The organism is Streptococcus suis, assembly GCA_022354845.1.
In the GTDB taxonomy this organism is placed as follows: Bacteria; Bacillota; Bacilli; order Lactobacillales; family Streptococcaceae; genus Streptococcus; species Streptococcus suis_AA.
On the sequence record CP031970.1, the window covers coordinates 1,227,808 to 1,249,876 of the forward strand.

At 40.9% G+C, this 22,069-nt stretch carries 16 protein-coding genes; 5 read left to right on the forward strand and 11 right to left on the reverse strand.

What is annotated here, in order from left to right; genetic code table 11:
* The first annotated feature begins 265 nt into the window (after positions 1-265).
* From D2A30_06480 to D2A30_06495, 4 genes are all read left to right on the forward strand, one after another.
* Entirely contained in the window at positions 266-1,171 is a 906-nt protein-coding gene (locus D2A30_06480; protein ID ULL21243.1) for a permease, read from the forward strand.
* Complete coding sequence (locus D2A30_06485) at positions 1,168-1,983, forward strand: TIGR03943 family protein (GenBank protein ID ULL21244.1); 816 nt, start codon at positions 1,168-1,170, stop codon at positions 1,981-1,983. Before D2A30_06480 ends, D2A30_06485 begins: the two co-directional genes overlap by 4 nt.
* Before the next feature lie 77 nt (positions 1,984-2,060).
* Positions 2,061-3,545: a glucose-6-phosphate dehydrogenase gene (locus D2A30_06490; protein ID ULL21245.1), complete on the forward strand. Its 1,485-nt coding sequence runs from the start codon at positions 2,061-2,063 to the stop codon at positions 3,543-3,545.
* A gap of 52 nt (positions 3,546-3,597) precedes the next feature.
* Positions 3,598-4,272, forward strand: coding sequence for a DNA alkylation repair protein (locus tag D2A30_06495; GenBank protein ID ULL21246.1), 675 nt, complete (start codon positions 3,598-3,600; stop codon positions 4,270-4,272).
* A gap of 45 nt (positions 4,273-4,317) precedes the next feature.
* On the opposite strand, the gene ftsY is transcribed toward D2A30_06495, so the two are convergent.
* From ftsY to D2A30_06520, 5 genes are read right to left on the reverse strand one after another with little or no spacing between them, the layout of a single operon-like run.
* Positions 4,318-5,583, reverse strand: coding sequence for a signal recognition particle-docking protein FtsY (gene ftsY, locus D2A30_06500; GenBank protein ID ULL21247.1), 1,266 nt, complete (start codon positions 5,581-5,583; stop codon positions 4,318-4,320).
* A 2-nt stretch (positions 5,584-5,585) separates the two neighbouring features.
* Entirely contained in the window at positions 5,586-6,398 is an 813-nt protein-coding gene (locus tag D2A30_06505; GenBank protein ULL21248.1) for an HAD family phosphatase, read from the reverse strand.
* Complete coding sequence (locus D2A30_06510) at positions 6,388-7,197, reverse strand: HAD family hydrolase (protein ULL21249.1); 810 nt, start codon at positions 7,195-7,197, stop codon at positions 6,388-6,390. The genes D2A30_06505 and D2A30_06510 overlap by 11 nt, the downstream gene beginning before the upstream one ends.
* On the reverse strand, positions 7,194-10,727 hold the full coding sequence (smc, locus tag D2A30_06515; protein ID ULL21250.1) for a chromosome segregation protein SMC: 3,534 nt from the start codon (positions 10,725-10,727) through the stop codon (positions 7,194-7,196). The genes D2A30_06510 and smc overlap by 4 nt, the downstream gene beginning before the upstream one ends.
* A gap of 2 nt (positions 10,728-10,729) precedes the next feature.
* The gene (locus D2A30_06520) at positions 10,730-11,416 is read right to left on the reverse strand and encodes a ribonuclease III (GenBank protein ID ULL21251.1); all 687 of its coding nucleotides are present in this window, start codon (positions 11,414-11,416) and stop codon (positions 10,730-10,732) included.
* A 332-nt stretch (positions 11,417-11,748) separates the two neighbouring features.
* Between D2A30_06520 and D2A30_06525 the strand changes: the two genes are divergently transcribed.
* Positions 11,749-13,236 (forward strand): DUF1846 domain-containing protein, encoded by a 1,488-nt coding sequence (locus D2A30_06525; GenBank protein ULL21252.1) that lies wholly within the window; start codon positions 11,749-11,751, stop codon positions 13,234-13,236.
* A 42-nt stretch (positions 13,237-13,278) separates the two neighbouring features.
* Here D2A30_06525 and D2A30_06530 read toward each other — a convergent pair whose 3' ends face one another.
* The 6 genes from D2A30_06530 to acnA form a co-directional block, all read right to left on the reverse strand.
* Complete coding sequence (locus D2A30_06530) at positions 13,279-14,703, reverse strand: NADP-dependent glyceraldehyde-3-phosphate dehydrogenase (GenBank protein ID ULL21253.1); 1,425 nt, start codon at positions 14,701-14,703, stop codon at positions 13,279-13,281.
* 174 nt (positions 14,704-14,877) lie between these two features.
* On the reverse strand, positions 14,878-16,611 hold the full coding sequence (gene ptsP, locus D2A30_06535; GenBank protein ULL21254.1) for a phosphoenolpyruvate--protein phosphotransferase: 1,734 nt from the start codon (positions 16,609-16,611) through the stop codon (positions 14,878-14,880).
* Positions 16,612-16,615: 4 nt separating this feature from the next.
* Positions 16,616-16,879: a phosphocarrier protein HPr gene (locus tag D2A30_06540; protein ID ULL21255.1), complete on the reverse strand. Its 264-nt coding sequence runs from the start codon at positions 16,877-16,879 to the stop codon at positions 16,616-16,618.
* Positions 16,880-17,035: 156 nt separating this feature from the next.
* Positions 17,036-18,217, reverse strand: coding sequence for an NADP-dependent isocitrate dehydrogenase (locus D2A30_06545; GenBank protein ID ULL21256.1), 1,182 nt, complete (start codon positions 18,215-18,217; stop codon positions 17,036-17,038).
* Between the two features lie 2 nt (positions 18,218-18,219).
* Positions 18,220-19,338, reverse strand: a complete 1,119-nt coding sequence (locus D2A30_06550; GenBank protein ID ULL21257.1) for a citrate synthase — start codon at positions 19,336-19,338, stop codon at positions 18,220-18,222.
* A complete protein-coding gene (acnA, locus tag D2A30_06555; GenBank protein ULL21258.1) occupies positions 19,335-22,004 on the reverse strand; it encodes an aconitate hydratase AcnA in 2,670 nt (889 codons plus the stop codon). Before acnA ends, D2A30_06550 begins: the two co-directional genes overlap by 4 nt.
* Between the last annotated feature and the right edge of the window lie 65 nt (positions 22,005-22,069).

Genomic DNA, 22,069 nt, shown 5'->3' on the forward strand with positions numbered 1-22,069 from the left:
ATTATAACATGATTTGAAGTTGCTAAGTATATTTTGGACTTCAAATCAATCAAATTCTTTTAGATATTTTTGGGTAAAAAAGGTATAATGAGCATATATAATTTTTGGAGGTGCCCCATGGCTGTAACATATAAACGACAAGATGATTTAGAAAAAATGCTCGAAGAATTTGCTTCATTTGAAAATCTAGAAGAAATTGAGTATCAAGATCCAAAATCAAAAACAAATTCCGGAAAAAACAACTTGAAGCAGGATGATAAATAGTATGTTTGATTTCAATCAACTTCCTACCTCCGTTCTGCAGGCGGGGGCTATTTTCCTGTCTATTATCATTGAAGCCTTACCCTTTGTATTGATTGGAGCATTGATTTCTGGTTTTATCGATGTGTTTATCACCCCTGAGAAAGTACATAAACTCCTTCCCCAAAACAGGGTTCTCGCCATTCTTTTTGGCACCTTTATTGGTTTTATTTTTCCTTCCTGCGAATGTGGGATTGTTCCAATTGTCAATCGATTATTGGAGAAAAAAGTTCCCCAATATACAGCTATCCCATTCCTAGTTACTGCTCCTGTAATCAATCCCATTGTACTATTTGCAACGTATACTGCATTTGGTAATTCTATGCTTTTTGCCACGTATCGTGCCTTAGGAGCAATCCTTGTTTCAGTCGTACTGGGGATCATTCTAGGTTTCTTTGTAAAAAATCCGATACTGAAAGAAAATAATTTAAGCCATCACCAACATGATTATTCCAATAAGACAAGCTTGCAAAAAGTCGGTTTTGCACTTATTCATGCTATTGATGAATTTTTTGATACGGGTCGCTATCTGGTTTTCGGTTGCCTTTTTGCTAGTTTGGTTCAGGTTTATATTCCAACTGCTGTCCTGACGACTATTGGTCACAATCCATTATCTGCCATTCTGCTGATGATGTTATTGGCGTTTCTTCTTTCACTTTGCTCAGAGGCAGATGCCTTCATCGCTGCATCTCTTTTATCAAGTTTTGGCTTTGCTCCGGTGATGGCCTTCTTGGTCATCGGACCAATGATTGATGTCAAAAATTTACTCATGATGAAACATTACTTTACAGGTAGATTTATTATTGGATTTATCTCGGTTATAACTCTAGTCATTCTAGGGTATAGTCTCCTACTTGGAGGTGTGTCATGATTCGATTTTTAATTCTTGCAGGCTATTTTGAGATGACCATGTATCTTTATGTCTCTGGAAAATTAGACCAATATATCAACTTACACTATAGTTACTTAGCATTTCTATCCATGGTCTTGTCCTTTATATTAGCTATTGTACAATTGTATATTTGGGTCAAAGAGATAGAGACACACAGCCATTTGTCAAAGAAATCAGCCAAGTTTGCCAGTGTAGCCCTCTTATTAATACCACTTTTAGTTGCCTGGCTCTTCCCGACCGTCAGCTTGGATTCAACCACTGTCGCAGCAAAAGGCTACCATTTCCCGTTAGGTGCGGAAAATGATGCGACGACTCAGACGCAAGAAGGAACGACGGTTCAGTATCTCAAACCAGACAGTTCTATTTATTTTACAAAATCTGCCTATCAGAGTCAGATGCGTGAAATTGCCAATCACTACCTCGCTGAAGATCAGATTATTGTCACTAGTGAAAATTACATGGAGGTGATGGAGGCAATCTATGACTATCCTACGGAATTTTCAGGAAAAACTGTTGAGATGGTAGGTTTTGTCTATAATGATCCTGACAATGCTCATCAACAATTCATCTTCCGCTTCGGAATTATACACTGCATTGCAGACTCAGGGGTATATGGCCTGCTCTCTACTGGGTCCGATACTCCATTTTCAAATAACACCTGGGTTAAAGCCAAAGGCATAATCAGGGTTTCTTACCATACCTCATTGAAACAAAATCTTCCAACATTAGAATTGCAATCTATTGTCCAGATTGAACAACCGGACTCTCCATATGTTTACCGTGTTTTCTAATAATTTCGCCTTAAAAGTGAATTTTCTGACAATTTATGCTATAATAGTTTTTATACTCAACAGATAGGAATGAAATTATGTCATCACATGTATTGTTTACTATTTTTGGTGCTAGTGGCGACCTTGCCAAACGCAAACTCTATCCTTCATTATTCCGTCTCTACAAGGCTGGACATATCAGGGAAAACTTTGCCGTTATTGGTACAGCTCGAAGACCTTGGACCAAAGAATTTTTTGAACAAACTGTTATTGAATCACTTGGAGACTTACCAGATACTCCACGCCAAGCCCATGAATTTGCCAGCCATTTCTACTATCAAAGCCATGATGTTAATGATACAGGGCATTATGTAGCATTACGTAAATTGCAGGACGACTTGTGTGAAAAATACGATACACAGCACAACAAGGTCTTCTTCCTTTCTATGGCGCCTGAATTTTTCGGTACAATTGCCAAACATCTCAAATCTGAGCAGATTGTTGACGGACAAGGTTTTGAACGTTTGATTATTGAAAAACCATTTGGAACAAGTCTTGCAACTGCTGAGAAGCTCAATGATGAGTTGGCTGCTGCATTTAATGAAGACCAAATCTATCGTATCGACCATTACTTAGGTAAAGAAATGGTGCAAAATATCTTTGCAGTTCGGTTTGCCAATATTATTTTTGAACATGTCTGGAACCGTGATTATATCGATAATGTCCAAATTACTTTTGCTGAATCAATTGGGGTTGAGGACCGTGGTGGCTACTATGATCATTCTGGTGCACTAAAAGATATGGTACAAAATCACGCACTTCAAGTTCTGTCACTTTTGGCAATGGATAAACCAGCTAGTTTCAAAGAAAAAGATGTTCGAGCTGAGAAAATTAAGGTTTTCCAACACCTTCGCCATCAAACTGATGAAGAATTGAAACAAAACTTTATTCGTGGCCAATATGCTGCTGGTTCAATTGATGGGAAAGATTATGTCAGCTACCTAGATGAACCTAATATTGCCGGTGGTTCACAGACTGAAACATTTGCTAGCGGTGTCTTCTTTGTCGATACAGACCGTTTCCGCGATGTCCCATTCTTCTTCCGTACAGGTAAACGACTAACCGAGAAAGGGACTCGTGTTACAATTACCTTTAAACATGCTGAAAATATTTTTGGTCAGCCTTCTGAAGCAAATGTATTGACAATCTATATTCAGCCTACTGAAGGCTTTATGTTATCCATAAATGGAAAAGAAGTTGGTTCGCACTTTGCTCTTACTCCTGCCAAACTCAACTTCCGTCACAATGCCACTGCTCTTGGCAATTCACCTGAAGCCTATGAAAAACTCTTTTTCGATGTCTTAAATGGCGATTCCACTAATTTTAGCCATTGGGAAGAAGTAAAAGCAAGTTGGAGTTTGATTGACCGGGTCATCGATATTTGGTCAAGTAATCAGGTTCCATTGCATACCTATTCTGCTGGGACAATGGGGCCACAGGCCGCATTCGATTTACTAGATCATTACGGATGCAAGTGGGTATGGACGCCGGATGTTTGGTATCGTGAGCGTGGCCTCCTATAATAAATCATGTACAAAACTGGATTACTCCAGTTTTTTTCGGAGAAATATTTTAATGACTGAAATAAAGACAATTCTGAGCCAACTCGAGGAAGCCAGCCATGCTGGGACTCTCAAACGTTATGATAAAATTGGTGAGACAAAGCCATATTATGGTGTACCAATGGGAGCCCTCTCAAAAATCGCAAAGACTTACATAAATCAATCCGATCTCTTTGTACCGCTTTGGCAAACCGGCATTCTTGAAGCTCAATACCTAGCCATTCAAATTGTCAAAAACAAGCCAGACCAACTTGTAGCTTCTGACCTAAAAAGTAGTATTAGTAAACAAGTCTCCCACAATGTTCTTGATAAACTTGCCTCCCTTATTCTTAGTAAACGAAGGGATAGCAAAGACTGGGAAGAATACTTACTCACCCAAGACCAAGCTATTTTTCAACGACTTGGCTGGTTCCTTCGGGCCAAATATTTTGCTAGAAAAACAACTACAGACCAAGAAATTGAACAAACACTTACTTATATCAATGAGCATTTAAAAACTACGGATCCACTTATCCAGTGGACCATGAACCAGTGCTTGGTAGAAATCGCAGTTACATATCCTGACTATCTAGAAAAAGGGCGGGCAATCGGACAGAAATTAGGAGTATATTCTGAAATGAAAGTTGCCAAAGGTTGTACTTCAGCCTATGCACCTGACTGGATTGAGGCTTTACTGCCGAAAAAATGAAAACACAAAAGTAGCTAACTTTCTCAGTTAACTACTTTTTTCATTCTATATCAATCCTTCCAAAAGTCCACGCATGAACTCTTCAGATTTGAACTCACCGATATCATCGATTTTCTCACCGAAACCAATCAGTTTAACAGGAATATCCAACTCCTGACGGATAGCAAGGACGACACCACCTTTGGCTGTTCCGTCTAGCTTGGTCAGGACGAGACCTGTTAACGGGGTTATCTTTGCAAATTCCTTTGCCTGACTGAGAGCGTTTTGACCAGTGGAAGCATCCATGGCTAAGAGGGTTTCATGCGGTGCATCAGGAAGAGTCCGTTTGATGATGCGACCAATTTTTTCCAGCTCTGCCATGAGGTTATCTTTATTCTGCAGGCGACCAGCTGTATCAATCATGAGAATATCTACGCCTTCTGCTATGGCACGTTGGACACCGTCAAAGACCACACTAGCTGGATCTGATTTTTCAGGTCCTGTGACTACAGGCACATCGACACGGCGCCCCCACTCGACCAGCTGGGCTACCGCCCCCGCACGGAAGGTGTCCGCCGCAACCAGCATGACTTTCTTGCCAGCCTTCTTGTATTTGTAGGCCAACTTACCAATTGAAGTCGTCTTCCCAACGCCGTTGACACCCACAAAGAGCATCACTGTCAAATCATCTTGGAAATTGATCTGCTCACTAAACTGACCATCCTTCTCATAAATATCCACCAATTTTTCAATGATGACACGACGGAGTTCCTCTGTCTTCTTGGCATTTTGTAACTTGGCTTCATAGCGGAGCTCCTCAGTCAGAGTCGAAGCTACTTGCACACCAACGTCTGACAAAATCAACAATTCTTCTAACTCCTCGAAAAATTGCTCATCCACTGAACGGAAATTAGCAAAGAATTCATTGAGCCTTGCACCAAATCCAGTTCTTGTTTTCTTCAAAGTCCGCTGGTACTTGTCTTGCTCACTTTCTTGTACTTCTTGTACAATTTCTTGAACAGGCTCTTCTTTTGGTTTTGTCTGAATAGCAGGATCAAAACCTTTTTCTTGCGCCTCTTTCACGCGGGCAGCCGCTGCTTCTTTGGCCGCATAATACTGAGCCATCATATCAAGTGTCCGTTGTTTTTGCGCTTCTTGTTCAGCAGTCAAGGGTACAGCTTCTCCATCTTCTGCTGAACTATCATCAGAATTGGTCGCAACCACAGCCACTTGTTCATTTTCAGCTGTCTGGTGCGTTTCAACTTCTTCACCAACTTCAACTTGTTTTTCTTCCTGCGATTCTTGTCCAAATAATCGATCAAATAATCCCATACTTAGTCCTCATTTAATACATACTGTTGGATAGCCCAGGCAATGCCATCTTCATCGTTTGTTTTTGGTAAAACAAGGTTTGCAGCAGACTTAATTTCGTCTGTTGCATTAGCCATTGCAACGCCTAAACCAGCCCATTCGATCATCGAAAGATCGTTACCTTCATCACCACAGGCCATCACTTCCGATTGATCAATTCCCAAATGTCCAATCAATTTTGCTAATCCATTTGCCTTATGGACTCCTTTTGGACTCCATTCTAGCAGCATGTCACGCGATTTGAAAATTTCAAAACGATCGTACAACTCTCTAGGAATTTTTGGAATTTGTCCATCCAGAAAATCAGCTGCTACAGCTGTAACCGCCTTATTATAGACAAAATCTTCTGGCATCTCCTCATCTGTCACATCAATTTTATTCAGCAATGGATTGGCTGTTAGATACAGAGATCCATTGACCGCTGGTAATGAGTAAACATCTCCTCCATACAAGACATCCAGAGGTAGGTCCAATTGATTGGTTACTTGTCGAATTGCACGAACATCATCAATGCTGAAGCCAGTTTTATCTAAAATGCGCCCTGTATTTTCTTGTACCAATCCACCATTAAAGGTGATGGAATATTGATTTTCACCTAAGAGGTCTAATTCTTCCAAAAAAGTACCAATAGCTTGTAAAGGCCGTCCTGTTGTTAAGACAACATAAGCACCTTGTTGCCGAGCTGCTAACAAGGCCTGATTATTGGCTTCTGAAATTCGTTTATCCGACGTCAGAAGAGTTCCATCCAAATCTAGTGCAATCATTTTAATTGCCATATACTTCCTCCTCTAAATAAGCCAGTACAGCTCCATCATTGCAATGACCAATAATCTGATGAGCTAGAGCCTTCACTTCTTCTCTTGCATTTTCTGATGCAATGGCAAGACCGGCAAAGTCCAACATATCCAAATCATTTTGATTATCCCCAAAGGCAACTACATCTCGTCCTGTAATTCCAAAATGACTGCACAAATGATTCAATCCAACTGATTTATTTGAACCATTAGGAATAATATCAATATTGTCAAAACCTGTTGTCATGGCTGTCACACCTTCAAAGGTCTGATTGAGCCACAATCTTGCTTGGTCCATCTCATCTGGGGTGAATTTGGCATTAATCTTTATTATTTTTTCCTGGACATCTTCAAACGAGTCCACCAATTGAAAATGAGCATAATAATTTGTCATTGCTCCTAAAAACTGAGGCTCAGCATTTTTTAACAAATAAAAGTTTTCGAGTCCAGACAATACCATGGAACGACTACTTCCATAAGGACCGGCATCAATTCCAGCAATAATAGGCAAGTAAACTTCTGGACGAATCGGTTCATCCAGAAAAATCATCTGACCTTGATACTCAACAATAGAACCATTTTCAGCAACAAACCCAATTTCATCTGCAAATTCTTCAAAAACTAACTTTAGACTCTGCAAAGATCTCCCGCTTGCCGCCACAAATAAATAGTCTTTTTCCTTAAACTGATCCAGAATCCGTCGGAAACTTTTTTTATCAAAGCTATGATCCTCACGTAAAAACGTACCATCCATATCACTGGCATAAATTTTTTTTATCATAATTTCTCCATATCCTTCAATTTGACAGATACAATCTTTGATACACCAGATTCCTGCATGGTTACCCCATAAATGGCATCCGCTGCAGCCATTGTGCCCTTTCGGTGTGTCACGACAATAAACTGACTTTCCTTATCAAAGCGATTGAGATAGTCTCCGAAGCGTTTGACATTGGCCTCATCCAAGGCTGCCTCCACCTCGTCAAGTATCACAAACGGGATGGTTTTCACTCGGATAATGGAAAATAGCAGAGCGAGGGCCGAAAGTGCCTTTTCGCCACCGGACATGAGGTTGAGAGACTGGATTTTCTTACCCGGAGGCTGAACAGATATTTCAACACCTGCAGTCAAAATATCAGTCTCTGTCAAAATCAAATCAGCTGAACCACCGCCAAACATTTGTTTGAAAGTTTGCTTGAAACTTTCACGAATAGCTTCAAATGTGACTTTAAAGCGTTCTTTCACCTCATCATCCATCTCATGAATGGTATCAAGAAGAAGATCACGCGCTGACAAAATATCAGTCCGTTGCTCATTGAGGAAGGTTAGACGATTATTGACTTCGTCATACTGCTCAATCGCATCCAAATTGACTGGGCCCAAAGCTCGAATAGCTCTTTCCAAGTTCTTAAGATTTTGTTCGGCACTAGCAAGGTTTTCAACTGCCTTGGCCTGAGACTGGGCAGCTTCAAAACTTAATTTAAAATGATCGGTCAAATTACCAAGTAAAGTCCGTAATGTATCGCCCGCTTGCTCACAATCCGCCTCTAACTTAGCCTGCTTACGAATCAAATCATCATTCTTAGTCCGAGCTTGTTGCAATCTTTCTTCCAGGTCTTCAAACTGCCCATCAATATCTTCCAATTCAAATTTTAAGCGAATTAGGATCTGATTGGTCTGGCTTTGCTTATCAGATGCTGCCTGCAACTGCTCTTCTAGAAGCTCTATAGTCGTATCTTCTAGAGCCACTACTTTCTGATTGATCAAATCTTCAAGGATAGCAATATCCTTTTCGGTAGTTGCTTTTTCTTCTTGCAAGCGTCTCAGATCTATCTGTTCAAAACGAAGTTGACTGGTCGCTTCAGCCTGTACCAAAGTTAGTTGCCCCTTCTGAGTCTGTAGTTTCTGCAAGCTTTCTTGAATACTATCACGATTATCACGGACTTGATTGATTTGTTGTTCCAAGGCAATTTTTTTCTCATTCAAAGCTTGAACGTTTGCTGCTTCCTTAGTAGCTTCTTCATCTAGCTCAGTCAAAATGGTCGGACTAACCTGACTCATTTGCAGGTCATACTGGACTGAAAGCTGAGCCAGTCTATTTTCTGCCTGTTCCTGATGAATCCTTGCGCTCTGCTGGTTCAATCTAGCTTCTTCCCCATCAGCCTTAATCGTTTCCAAGGCTTCTCTGGTCTGGTCTAAGCTAGTTTTCTTAGCTGCAACCAAGCTTTCTTGCTCCTGCAACTGGCCAGACAGCTCTGCTATTTCTCCTAAAAGAGCATCCAGTTCGGGTTTGATAAAGGTCGTGCTGTTATTTCGATTGCTACCACCAGCAAAGGCTCCACCAGGACGGATTTCCGCTCCATCCATGGTCACCATACGTACTTGAAATTTGGTTGCCCGCGCTGCCTTATTGGCATGGTCAATGGTATCAAAAATCGCGATAGTGCCTAGCAGATTTTGGAAAATCACATCTAAATTTGGCTGATAAGTCACCAAATCACTCGCTAAACCCAAAAATCCATCGGAAGATTCTAGTAAAGAGATTTGTTGTCCAGAAAGCTGACGTGGCTTGATAGTAGTCAGAGGTAAGAAGGTTGCCCGTCCCTGCCGTTTTTCTTTCAAAAATGCGATAGCTCGTTTAGCAGTCGCTTCATCTTCAACAATGACGTTTTGACTAGCACCACCAAGAGCAATTTCCAAAGCCGTTTGGTAGCGAGTGTCAAAGGTCAATTGTTCACTGACTGCTCCAATAATTCCTCCTAAGCTTGGTGCCTCCTGTAAGACAGCCTTAACCCCCGCGTAAAAATTGGAGTGATTTTTCAAAATAGCTTCCAAACTAGACTGGCGAGCCTGTTTGCCTTTCAACTGATCCAACAAATCAAACAAACGACCTTGTTCAGACTGATAAGTAGCCTGAACTTGATCCAATTCTGATTTTTTGGTCTGATAGCGCTCAAGTAACTGGCGTAACTCGTGATCAGCTTCTTCTAAACTTTTCCGACTCTTATCAAGTTCTTCTTGAGCTGTTTGTTTTTCTGTCTGCAAGCGTGCCAAGTCTTCAGATTTACTCTCAGAAAGACTGATTTGATTGGCTATATCCTGCTGAATCTTGGTCAGACGGTTTGAAGCTTCTGCCTCTTCTTGCATCAGAGCCACGTACTGTTCCCGCAGATAATCTAAAACCTGATCAGGATCTTCTGAAAAGTAGGAAATTTCTCTGTCTACCGCAGCAATATCTTCTTTCAAACTAGACAATGAATTCTCTAATTGCTCAAGAACACCCTGCTTTTGTTCAATTTGTTCTTCCAACTGCTCTCGTCTAGTCAACAAGTTTTCCAAACGCGCCTGCGCTTCTTGACGACTAGATTCGTTTTGACTAGATTCCAGTTTATGGACCTCAATTTTTCGCTCTAAATCACTGATTAACTTGGTCACATCCAGTAAAACTGCCTGTTCGCGGTCTAATTGTACTGATAAGCGGTGGCGCTTCTCTTTTAAAGACTGGTTTTCTTGCTCTAGCTCAGAACGCTGTTTGTAGTAACTAGTCAATTCAGTTTTGACAGATTCTAGTTCGGCTTCTTTTTCCGACAACTTTTCCTTACCAAGCGACAACTGAGCCACCAAAACATCTAAGTATAATTCCTTGCGCTGTCCATCTAATTCTAAAAACTTCTTAGCAGTTTGTGCCTGTTTCTCCAATGGCTTGACCTGATTATCTAATTCGTAGATAATATCGTCCAAGCGATCCAAATTGCCTTGAGCCTGAGCCAGCTTACTTTCTGTTTCCTTTTTACGAGTTTTATATTTTAAAACACCTGCAGCCTCTTCAAAAATTGCACGACGTTCCTCAGGTTTGGAATTGAAAATTGCTTCAACCCGCCCTTGTGAAATGATAGAAAATGAATCCCTCCCTAAGCCAGTATCCATGAAAAGATCATGAATATCTCGCAGACGAACCTTTTGCCCATCAATCAAGTATTCACTATCACCAGATCTATAAATATGGCGCTCGACTTTAATTTCTTTGTTTTTATTTACAATAAAGCCTGAGCTATTATCTAGGGTTACCACCACAGAAGCAAAATTGAGTGGATTACGATTTTCCGTTCCTGCAAAGATAACATCAGGCATCTTGCCTCCACGTAGGCTTTTAGCAGACGACTCTCCCAAGGCCCAACGTAGACTTTCAGTGATATTGGACTTTCCAGAACCATTTGGTCCTACAACAGCCGTCACTCCACGGTCAAAGACGACTTTGGTCTTATCCGCAAAGGACTTAAAGCCCTGCATTTCAATCGATTTAAGATACATACTTATGCTCTAGCCTCCACAGCATTTTTTGCGGCGGCTTGTTCAGCTAATTTCTTAGAGCGACCTCGACCACGGCCAATCACACGCTGATCCGCAGACACTTCCACTTCAAAAGTCTTATCGTGTGCTGGACCAGTTTCCGCTACAACTTGGTAAGAAATGACAATTTCCCCATTAACCTGTAAGATTTCCTGTAATGCTGTTTTATAGTCCGTTACCCGTTCAAAGTTCCCCTCTTCCAGACGAGGAATCATGACTTGATGGATGAACTCCTCTACGGTCTTTTCTCCCTTGTCCAACAGCAGAGCTCCTAAAAAAGCCTCGAAAGCATCTCCTAAAATGGTATCACGATTCCGTCCTCCAGACTTTTCTTCCCCTTTCCCAAGGCGAAGAAACCGATCAAAGTCACAGGCACGAGAAAAACCAGCCAATGACTCCTCACGAACAAAGGTAGAACGTAATTTAGACATTTCTCCTTCAGGCTTGTTGGGATACTTCTGGTAGAGGTATTTGGAAATCATCAACTGGAGTACAGCGTCTCCTAAAAATTCCAAGCGCTCATTATGTGAAATTTTTAGAAGGCGATGCTCGTTAGCGTAGGAAGTATGGGTAAAAGCCGTTTCTAATAAATTCAAATCTGAAAAATTAATCCCAAAATCAGTCAATAATTTTGCATGTAAATCTTTCATCTATTTGTTCCTTTCTATACAAACTCAAAGCAATTGATAAACAGGAGATTTTTTTCACACTCCGTCCCAATATTATAACATATTTTCGACCACTCTTCCTATCTCAGCCTCATTTCCTACTAAGCTATAGACATTTGAATTAGCTTTGATACAACGTCACGCTTCATGCGTACGGCGTGTTTTACTCAGACTTTTTCTTGACAAGCAAAGAACAGTTTGTTATAGTATTGTTCGGGCACCTCTTTTGAGAGGTCGGAGAAAAGGCTCCCTAGTTTTAGGGAGCTATTTTTTGTTTTTCCCAGAGATTAATACACAATTGGAGGACTTATTGGATGAAGAAAATCGCATTTGATTCAAATAAGTATTTGAATTTACAACGTGATCATATTTTAGAGCGCATTGCTCAGTTTGAAGGCAAATTGTATATGGAATTTGGTGGGAAAATGTTGGAAGATTTTCATGCAGCTCGTGTACTTCCTGGCTATGAACCTGATAATAAAATCAAACTTCTCCAAGAGTTAAAAGATCAAGTAGAAATCGTCATCGCTATCAATGCTAGCAACATCGAACACTCTAAGGCACGTGGTGACTTGGGTATTTCTTATGACCAAGAAGTCTTCCGCTTGATTGATACATTTAATGATATTGATATTTATGTTGGTTCTGTCGTCATTACCCAATACCGCAACCAACCAGCTGCGGATGCCTTCCGCAAGCAGTTAGAAAAACATGGTATCAAGTCCTATCTCCATTACCCAATCAAGGGCTATCCTTCTGATATTGACCGCATCATCTCACCAGAAGGTATGGGCAAAAATGACTACATCGAAACTAGTCGCAATCTCGTCGTTGTCACCGCACCTGGACCTGGTTCAGGTAAATTGGCGACTTGTATCTCCCAACTTTACCACGACCAACTGCATGGCGTAACATCAGGCTATGCTAAGTTTGAAACCTTCCCAGTGTGGAACTTACCACTTCATCATCCCGTAAACTTAGCCTATGAAGCAGCAACTGCCGACCTGGACGACCTCAACATGATTGATCCTTTCCACCTTCAAACTTATGGCAAAACTGCGGTCAACTACAACCGTGACATCGAAGTCTTCCCTGTCCTCAACCGTACCTTTGAACGTATTTTGAGTAAATCACCATACGCATCTCCGACAGATATGGGTGTCAACATGGTAGGTTATTCCATCATCAATGAAGAAGCTGCTATCGAAGCGTCCAAACAGGAAATCATCCGTCGCTACTACCAGACCTTGGTGGATTTCAAGGCAGAGCGGATTAGCGAACAGGCTGTGAAGAAAATCGAACTCCTCATGAATGAAGTCGGTGTGACACCAGCAGATCGTAAGGTTGTTATCGCTGCGCGCGAAAAAGCAGAGCTGACAACTAGCCCTGCCCTTGCTATTCAGTTGCCAACTGGAGATATTGTAACAGGTAAAACATCCGACCTACTTAAACCAACTGCATCTGTCCTCTTAAACGCCATCAAACAAATTGCGGCAATCGAAGATGAAACCCTCTTAATCGAACCAACCTACATACGCCCAATCCAGCAATTGAAATCAGATTACCTCGATAAAACCAATACAAGACTGGATGCCAGCGAAATACTCAACGCATTGGCGATTACCGCACAAGATAGCCCAATTGCGGCGAGTGCCATGAAAGAATTGGGCCAATTAAATGGTAGTGAGGCCCACTCAACCGTTATCCTGTCAGATGAAGACAAGAGTGTCCTACGTAAGCTTGGAATCAATTTAACATTTGATCCAATTTACCAACACAATAAATTTTACCAAGCAAAATAACCGAGAAAAGGAAGTATCCATTAATTGGAAACTTCCTTTTTCTTATTGTATATCAAAGACAACAGATTTTACCTTAGTCATGGCCTCAATACTATATTTAATCCCCTGAACTCCAGCACCAGAGCCTTTGATCCCTAAGAATGGGAAATTATCAGGACCACGTTGCGTTTTAGCATTAATATGCACAGTACCGACCTCCAATTTTGAAGCAAATTCAAAGGCTAATGGGTAATTTTTCGTAAATATAGATGACTGCAAACCATATTCTGATTGATTACATAACTCAAGTGCTTCTTCAATAGATGATACGCGAATAATTGGAAGCACTGGACCGAACGGCTCTTCCCAAGCAATGTCCATCTCAGGAGTGACCTGGTCCAACAAGGTTGGCCAAATTAGATTTTTCTCACGTTTGTACGGAGTTAACTCCACTGCCCCTTTTGATTGTGCATCCTGTACCAAACCTTCGATAAAGACAGCAGACTGTTCATCAATGACAGGCGTAATATCCTTATTTTCAAAAGGATCCCCTACCGTTAATTTTTCAACTTCAGTCTGAAGTTTCTCAGCCAATTGGTCTGCAACTTCATTTACAACTAATACTCGCTTAATAGCAGTACAACGTTGACCAGAATAACTAAAGGCCCCACTAACGATTTCCTTCGCTGCATGTTCCAAATCCGCATCGCTTAAAACAACAGCTGCATCCTTTCCACCCAACTCAAGCATAATTGGACGAATACCAGCTAATCTCCCAACTTTTTGACCAATCGGTGTCGAACCTGTGAAATTGATAAAATTCACTTCAGAATGTTCAATAATATAGTCACCAATTTCTGATCCACGACCAGTTATTGTATTGAAAACACCAGCTGGAATGCCTGCATCAGCAAAAGCTTGAGCCAAAAGCAACCCCGAAATCGATCCTTGTGTTGGTGGTTTAAACATCACTACGTTCCCACCGATAAGCGCCGGAGCAATTTTAGAGGCTGATAAGTTGACGGGGTAATTATAAGGTGCAATAGCTAGAACAACACCAACAGGCTCACGACGAATCAACGATATTTTTGATTTTGCAGCTGGTTCATACGTTCCCCCTTCTAGAGAAGCACCATAAACACGCAGACCTTCTTCAGCAGCGAAATGAATTAAATGCGCGGAGCGATCGACTTCACCAATCGAAGCTTTTATTCCTTTTGCTACCTCTTTTGCAAGAATTTCACCAATGCTTTCTTTGCGTTCTTCTAAAATATCCGCAGCTCGGTGCAAATATTGGGCACGTTCGTATGCAGATAAAGCACGCCAAGCTGGCAAAGCCTTTCTTGCTGCTTCCATAGCTTTGTCGACTTCCTCCTGCGACATGGCAGGAACATTCCCCAACTCTTCTTGATTAATCGGCGAATAAATGGTTATTTTCTTTTCGGAATCAACCCATTTCCCATCAATATAATTCTGATACTGCTTCATTCGTTCCCTCCTTCTGGATAATGTGAACATTGTAACATAGTCAGAAAACATTTGCAAGAATTTTTTGAAAATTTCCAATATTCTTTCGGATTTTGATGCAAAACATAGAAAAAAAGAGCCAATAATCATCTGACAACTCCAACAATGTCAGATGATTATTTACTCTTTTAATGATTAATCGAAATCAACATACTCTTTTTGAAGTTCAAGAACTTCTTCTGCCGTTGCACATTCTGTCAAGGCACGTTGAGCATATTCTTCCATCTTAGCTGTGTCAAGTTTCTTCATAAGGCTACGTGTACGAAGTACAGAAGTTGCGCTCATAGAGAATTCATCCAAGCCCATACCTACAAGAAGCGGAACAGCTTGTTGGTCACCAGCCATCTCACCACACATACCAGCCCATTTGCCTTCTGCATGTGCAGCCTTGATAACGTTGTTGATCAAGCGAAGGATTGATGGGTTATATGGTTGGTAGAGGTATGAAACTTGTTCATTCATACGGTCTGCAGCCATTGTGTATTGGATAAGGTCGTTTGTACCGATTGAGAAGAAGTCAACTTCTTTGGCAAATTGGTCTGCAAGCATTGCTGCTGCAGGGATTTCAATCATGATACCTACTTGGATATCATCTGCAACTGCTACACCTTCAGCCAACAAGTTTGCTTTTTCTTCATCAAGGATTGCTTTTGCTGCACGGAATTCAGTCAACAAAGCAACCATTGGGAACATGATACGAAGTTTACCATGTACTGATGAACGAAGAAGAGCACGTAACTGAGTACGGAACATTTGGTTACCAGTCTCAGAGATAGAGATACGAAGGGCACGGAAACCAAGGAATGGGTTCATTTCGTGTGGTAGATCGAAGTAAGGAAGCTCCTTATCACCACCGATATCCATTGTACGAACCACAACTGGCTTACCATTCATACCTTCAAGTACTGCCTTGTAAGCCTCGTATTGCTCGTCTTCTGTTGGGAAGTCTTGTGAGTCCATGTACAAGAATTCTGTACGGTAAAGACCAACAGCTTCTGCACCATTATCATTTACACCTTCAACGTCTTTTGGTGTACCGATGTTAGCTGCCAACTCGAAGTGTTTGCCATCTGACGTCACTGTTTGAGCGTCTTTTAATAATGCCCATTCAGCTTTTTGCTTAGCATACGCTTCACCAGCTGCTTTGAATTCTGCAATGACATCTTCTGTAGGGTTGATAACAACATCGCCTGTGATACCGTTAACAGCGAGGACGTCGCCATCTTTAACAATTTCTGTAATGTTGTTAGTACCTAATACAGCAGCAATTTCAAGTGTACGAGCCATGATAGCTGAGTGACTTGTACGACCACCAATGTTTGTTACAAAGGCTTTTACAAATTGTTTGTTCAATTGAGCTGTATCTGAAGGAGTCAAGTCATGAGCAATCACAATAGATTCTTCATCAATTGTTGCTGGGTTGGGCAAACGAACCCCAAGCAAATGAGCTAAAACACGTTTTGCTACGTCACGAATATCTGCTGCACGCTCTTGCATGTATGGGTTATCTTCCATACCTTCAAAGATAGCGATAAACATATCCGTAACTTCTTTCAAACCAGTCTCTGCGTTTGTTTTCTTGGCGCGAATCGTTTCTTTGATTTGACCTACCATTTCTGGGTCAGAAAGCACCATTAAATGCGCATCAAATACCGCTGCAGCTTCTTCTCCAAGGCTAGCTACTGCATTCTCACGAATAACAGAAAGCTCGTTCTGTGATGCTGTAAGAGCGGCATCTAAACGAGCTTCTTCTGCATTTATGTCCTCAACTGTAATCGTTTCGAAGGACAAATCGGGTTGAACGAGTAGATATGCCTTAGCAACGGCAACACCATCAGATGCTGCAATTCCTTTAAGCATTTCTGTCATCTTTTTATGCCAATCCTTCTTTTTCCATTGTTTCAGTGATAGCTGCAATTGCATCGTCAGCATCTGCACCTTCAGCTGAAATAGTTACATCAGCGCCTTGACCAACACCAAGACTCATTACACCCATGATTGATTTAAGGTTTACAGATTTGTCTTTGTAGTTCAAAGTGATGTCTGAAGCGAATTTGCTAGCTGTTTGCACAAGCAAAGTAGCTGGACGTGCGTGGATACCTGTTTCTGCCACAATGTGGAAGTCTTTTGAAGCCATAGTTGGTTTCTCCTTTATTTTTGCAATTATTTCGAGTCAATGTGATAACCCTTACAAAGAGCATTATATCATTTTTTGAAATCATTTTCAAGAATTTTTTATTATTCTTTCAGTATTTCAAGTCGAAAAACCCACCGACTGGTGAGTTCCTTTCTATTAAATACGAGCGATAAGTGCTTCAGCAAATTGGCTAGTTGACAGGCTTTCAACACCTAATGCACTGGCAAAATCAATCGTCACTTGTTGATGTAAAATAGCCTGTTCTAGAGCGACAATAATTTTCTCAGCAGCTTCATTCCATCCCATAAACTCTAACATCATACAAGCAGACAGGAGTACTGAGCTAGGATTTGCCTTATTTTGACCTGCAATATCTGGAGCAGTTCCATGTGTCGCTTCAAAAATTGCATGACCAGTCTGATAATTAATGTTAGCTCCAGGAGAAATGCCGATCCCTCCAACCTGAGCAGCTAAAGCATCTGATGCATAGTCTCCATTCAGGTTGGTCAAGGCCACAACATCAAATTTTTCAGGTGCCAATAAAATCTGTTGTAAGAAGTTATCCGCAATAATATCATTGATAACCAATGAACCTTTTTCTAGCTCATTCGAAAATTCCTCTTGAGCTAATTCATAACCCCATTTTCGGAATCCGCCTTCTGTAAATTTTTGAATATTCCCTTTGTGTACCAAGGTTACTGTTTTTAATTGGTGTTTTAGTGCATATTCAATAGCAGAACGAATGAGGCGTTTACTTCCCTCTTCAGAAATGGGCTTTATACCGATACTTGATGACTCTGGAAAACGGATTTTAGCCACACCCATCTTCTCTTGAAGAAATGAAATGACAGTTGCAACTTCTTCTGTACCAGCATCCCATTCGATTCCAGCATAGATATCTTCTGTGTTTTCACGGAAAATAGTAATATCGGTTTTTTCTGGATGTTTTAATGGACTTGGAACCCCTTGAAAATACCGAACTGGACGAACACAAGCAAACAAATCTAGTTCCTGACGCAATGCGACGTTCAGTGACCGGTGGCCTTTTCCAACAGGTGTACCCAAAGGTCCCTTGATGGCCAACAAATGCTCACGAATCGTTTTCAAAGTCTCATCAGGTAAAGACGTCCCGCTTAAAGCATAAGCTTTCTCACCCGCCAGAACTTCTTTCCACTGAATAGAACGCTGACCATTGTATGCTTTTTCAATTGCTGCATCGATGACTTTTTGAGCTTCTGGCCAAATATCTTGTCCAACCCCATCCCCCTCAATATAGGGGATAATTGGTTGGTCAGGGATTAAAAGTCTTCCATTTTCCAATCTAATCTTCTCTGCCATACTTACCTCTTTCCAATAGGAATATATTTTAGATTTCTGCTACCAATATAGGAAGAACGCGGACGGATTAACTTATTATTCTTCCGTTGCTCTTGAACATGAGCAATCCATCCTGCCATTCTACTCATTGCAAAAATGAGAGTAAAAATGTCACTATCAATTCCTAATACATGGTAAACAGTTGCAGAGTAAAAGTCGACATTGGGAATCAACCCTTTTTTGTGTTTAATAAAATTCTCTACTTCCTCTGACAACTGATAAAATGCTTCATCGTCAGTTCCGAGTGTCAAATCACGCGCCATTTCTTTCAAATACTGTTGGCGAGGGTCCACAGTTTTATAAACACGGTGACCAAATCCCATGATTTTCTCTTTCGAATCCAACTTTTCCTGCAAGTATCCTTCCGTATCACCGCTTTCACGAATCGCTAGTAGCATGTCAAATACACGCTCGTTTGCACCACCATGCAAAGAACCTTTTAAGGTCCCAATCGCAGTTGTGACACAAGAATACAAATCCGTTAAAGTTGATGCAGTGACACGCGCAGCAAAGGTTGATGCATTCAATTCATGATCAGCATGCAAAACTAGTGCTTTACTAAATGCTTTCACTTGCAATTCAGAAGGTTCTTCACCATTTAACATATAAAGTAAATTTGCGGCAAATCCCAAGTCTGAACGCGGTTCAATTGGAACCAATCCTCTTCTCAAACGATCAAATGTTGCAATGATAGTTGGAACCTTTGCCATAATTTGAATAGATTGATCATACAAAGCCTCTAAGGAATTCTCTTCAGCATGCACATTATAAACACCTAAGAGGGACACAGTTGAACGTAGCACACTCATCGGATGCAAGTGCTGACGAGATTGAATCAAAATACATTGTTCGACAGCATCAGAAATTGCATACTCCTCACGCAACTTTTTCTCAAAATAATTTAATTCAATTTGAGTTGGTAAACGCAAATTCCACAGTAGATAAATGACCTCTTCAAAGGAAACATTATTATCCATTAACTCTGCGATATCGTATCCTGCATAAGACAAGCGATCATCTTCAATTGCGCTGATTCGAGTATCGCAAGCAATCGCATCTTTTAACCCATTCGTTTCTGTCATACATTTCCCCCCAGTTTTTTTCTTACCACCATTGGTAAAATACCACCATGGCGGTAATAACGAATATCCGCTTCTGCGTCGAAACGCACAAGAGCTTGAAATTTTTTTGAACCTTCTTCAGAATTTGCATGGACGGTAACAACTTGTCCAACTTTTACATCTTCTGGTAAATCAATCGTAAAGTGTTCATGTCCAGTTAAACCCAGACTTTCCGCTGTTTGACCATCCAAAAATTGAAGAGGTAGAACGCCCATCATGACCAAGTTTGAACGGTGAATTCGCTCAAATGATTCAGCAAGTACAACTTTCACACCAAGCAAGTTTGAACCTTTCGCTGCCCAGTCACGGCTAGAACCCATTCCATAGTCCTTACCAGCAATGACGATACTACCGATACCAGCAGCCTTATATTTCATGGCTGCATCATAGATAGGAAGGATTTCTCCCTCATATGTGGTCCATCCACCAATTTTCCCATCTGCGAGTTCATTTTTTATACGAATATTCGCAAACGTACCACGCATCATGACCTCATGGTTACCACGACGACTTCCGTAAGAGTTGAAATCCACATAAGAAATTCCATTTTCCTCTAGGTATCGTGCAGCAGGACTCAGACGGGCAATATTCCCGGCTGGCGAAATATGGTCTGTTGTTACTGTATCTCCAAATTTAGCCAAAACAGATAAGTTTTTCAGTGGTTTTATAGATAAATCTTCCTGCATGTTGTCAAAATATGGCGGATTTTGAATGTAGGTAGAAGATGGATTCCAAGCATAATTCTTATCTATCTTTGTTTCAATCGCATTCCATGCTTGACTATCTGTAAAAACTTGCTGGTATTCTTGTTTAAAGAGATCGCGCGTAACGTATTGGTCAATGTATGCGTCAACTTCTTCACGACTTGGCATAATATCTGCAAGATAGACTGGCTGATCATCCTTATCATATCCCAGTGGGTCTCTTGTTAAATCAACATTCATATTACCCGCAATAGCATAAGCAACAACTAGTGGTGGACTCGCTAAGAAATTGGCTTTCACAAGTGGGTTGATCCGTCCTTCAAAGTTACGGTTCCCAGATAATACTGCTGAAACTAATAAGTCTTCATCTTTAATGGCTTCTGCTACTTCAGGTCGTAAATCACCTGAGTTACCAATACAAGTTGTACAGCCATAGCCGACCAAATTGAACCCTAAGGCATCCAAATAGGTCTGTAAACCTGAATTTTTCAAATAGCCTGTTACAACTTTCGAACCTGGCGCCAAGGACGTTTTGACAGTCTTCGCAACAGTCAAACCTTTTTCAACTGCATTTTTAGCTAATAAACCAGCCGCCAATAGAACATAGGGGTTCGAAGTATTGGTACATGAGGTAATCGCTGCAATCGCAACATGTCCTGTTTGAATCAGTTCGTCGCCGTCTGCATATTTAACCGTGGCTGTCTTATCTAATTCTTCTTTCTCCAAACCAAATCCACGAACACCAACTTCACGTGTTACACTTGCTTGGAACTCATTTTTAGCATTAGACAATTCAATCAAATCTTGTGGTCTTTTCGGACCAGAAATGGATGGAACAATCGTAGACAAATCTAATTCAAGTACCTTAGTATAGGTTGGAATAGCTGTGCTGTCATAGAATAAGTGATTTGCCTTTGCATATGCTTCTGTTAACTCAATTTGCTCCTCTGTACGGTTGGTCAATCGCATGTAATTGAGGGTTTCAGAATCAATTGGGAAATATCCACAGGTTGCACCATATTCAGGAGCCATATTTGAAACTGTCGCACGATCTGCAAGAGCAAGGGAGGATAAGCCAGGTCCAAAAAATTCCACAAATTTTCCAACTACATTTTCTTGACGAAGCAACTGTGTCACTTTCAAAGCCAAATCCGTCGCAGTAGCTACTTTCGGTAACTGTCCAGTTAAGTGAACTCCAATCACTTCTGGAATTGGAAAATAAGATGCTTCACCCAACATTGCTGCTTCCGCCTCAATACCACCGACACCCCAACCAAGTACACCAATACCATTGATCATAGTTGTGTGGCTATCAGTACCAAACATAGAGTCTGGATAAAGCAAACCATCCTTATTAATGATAACGTCACTTAGAAATTCAATATTTACCTGATGAATAATCCCAGTTGCAGGCGGTACAGCACGGTAATTTTCAAATGAATTTTCTGCCCACTTAAGAAACTCATAGCGCTCATTATTTCGTTTAAATTCTAAGGCGATATTTTGCTCAAGCGCCTGATCTGTCCCGAAAAAGTCAACCTGAACAGAATGGTCAATGACCAAATCGACAGGAATTTCTGGATTTATCAAGTCTGGGCTTCCACCAGCTTTGACAACAGCGTCGCGCATGGATGCAAGGTCAACCACTACAGGTACACCAGTAAAGTCTTGTAAAATGACACGACTAGGTTTAAAAGGGACTTCTCCAGATGGTGAAGAAGCCTGATAATGTAATAAATCTAAAATGTGATTTTTAGTAACATCAACTCCGTCTTCCTTACGAAGAAGACTTTCCAATAAAATTCGGATGGTATATGGAAGTGTATGAATATCCACACCATTTTCGGTTGCAACCGAATTCAATGCATAGTAAGAGTATTCATTCTCACTATGAAGTAAGCGTTTTTTATACGATAGACTCATCTGCTCTGCCCTCTTTCAACATTATTATTTAGTATAGTATAGATTGTAATATTTATTCAATCAAT

Excerpts from the sequence above, each read along its gene's own strand:
- D2A30_06480 (ULL21243.1), top strand. The coding sequence starts at position 266 with ATGTTTGATTTCAATCAACTTCCTACCTCCGTTCTGCAGGCGGGGGCT.
- D2A30_06485 (ULL21244.1), top strand. The coding sequence starts at position 1,168 with ATGATTCGATTTTTAATTCTTGCAGGCTATTTTGAGATGACCATGTAT.
- D2A30_06490 (ULL21245.1), top strand. The coding sequence starts at position 2,061 with ATGTCATCACATGTATTGTTTACTATTTTTGGTGCTAGTGGCGACCTT.
- D2A30_06495 (ULL21246.1), top strand. The coding sequence starts at position 3,598 with ATGACTGAAATAAAGACAATTCTGAGCCAACTCGAGGAAGCCAGCCAT.
- ftsY (ULL21247.1), bottom strand. The coding sequence starts at position 5,583 with ATGGGATTATTTGATCGATTATTTGGACAAGAATCGCAGGAAGAAAAA.
- D2A30_06505 (ULL21248.1), bottom strand. The coding sequence starts at position 6,398 with ATGGCAATTAAAATGATTGCACTAGATTTGGATGGAACTCTTCTGACG.
- D2A30_06510 (ULL21249.1), bottom strand. The coding sequence starts at position 7,197 with ATGATAAAAAAAATTTATGCCAGTGATATGGATGGTACGTTTTTACGT.
- smc (ULL21250.1), bottom strand. The coding sequence starts at position 10,727 with ATGTATCTTAAATCGATTGAAATGCAGGGCTTTAAGTCCTTTGCGGAT.
- D2A30_06520 (ULL21251.1), bottom strand. The coding sequence starts at position 11,416 with ATGAAAGATTTACATGCAAAATTATTGACTGATTTTGGGATTAATTTT.
- D2A30_06525 (ULL21252.1), top strand. The coding sequence starts at position 11,749 with ATGAAGAAAATCGCATTTGATTCAAATAAGTATTTGAATTTACAACGT.
- D2A30_06530 (ULL21253.1), bottom strand. The coding sequence starts at position 14,703 with ATGAAGCAGTATCAGAATTATATTGATGGGAAATGGGTTGATTCCGAA.
- ptsP (ULL21254.1), bottom strand. The coding sequence starts at position 16,611 with ATGACAGAAATGCTTAAAGGAATTGCAGCATCTGATGGTGTTGCCGTT.
- D2A30_06540 (ULL21255.1), bottom strand. The coding sequence starts at position 16,879 with ATGGCTTCAAAAGACTTCCACATTGTGGCAGAAACAGGTATCCACGCA.
- D2A30_06545 (ULL21256.1), bottom strand. The coding sequence starts at position 18,217 with ATGGCAGAGAAGATTAGATTGGAAAATGGAAGACTTTTAATCCCTGAC.
- D2A30_06550 (ULL21257.1), bottom strand. The coding sequence starts at position 19,338 with ATGACAGAAACGAATGGGTTAAAAGATGCGATTGCTTGCGATACTCGA.
- acnA (ULL21258.1), bottom strand. The coding sequence starts at position 22,004 with ATGAGTCTATCGTATAAAAAACGCTTACTTCATAGTGAGAATGAATAC.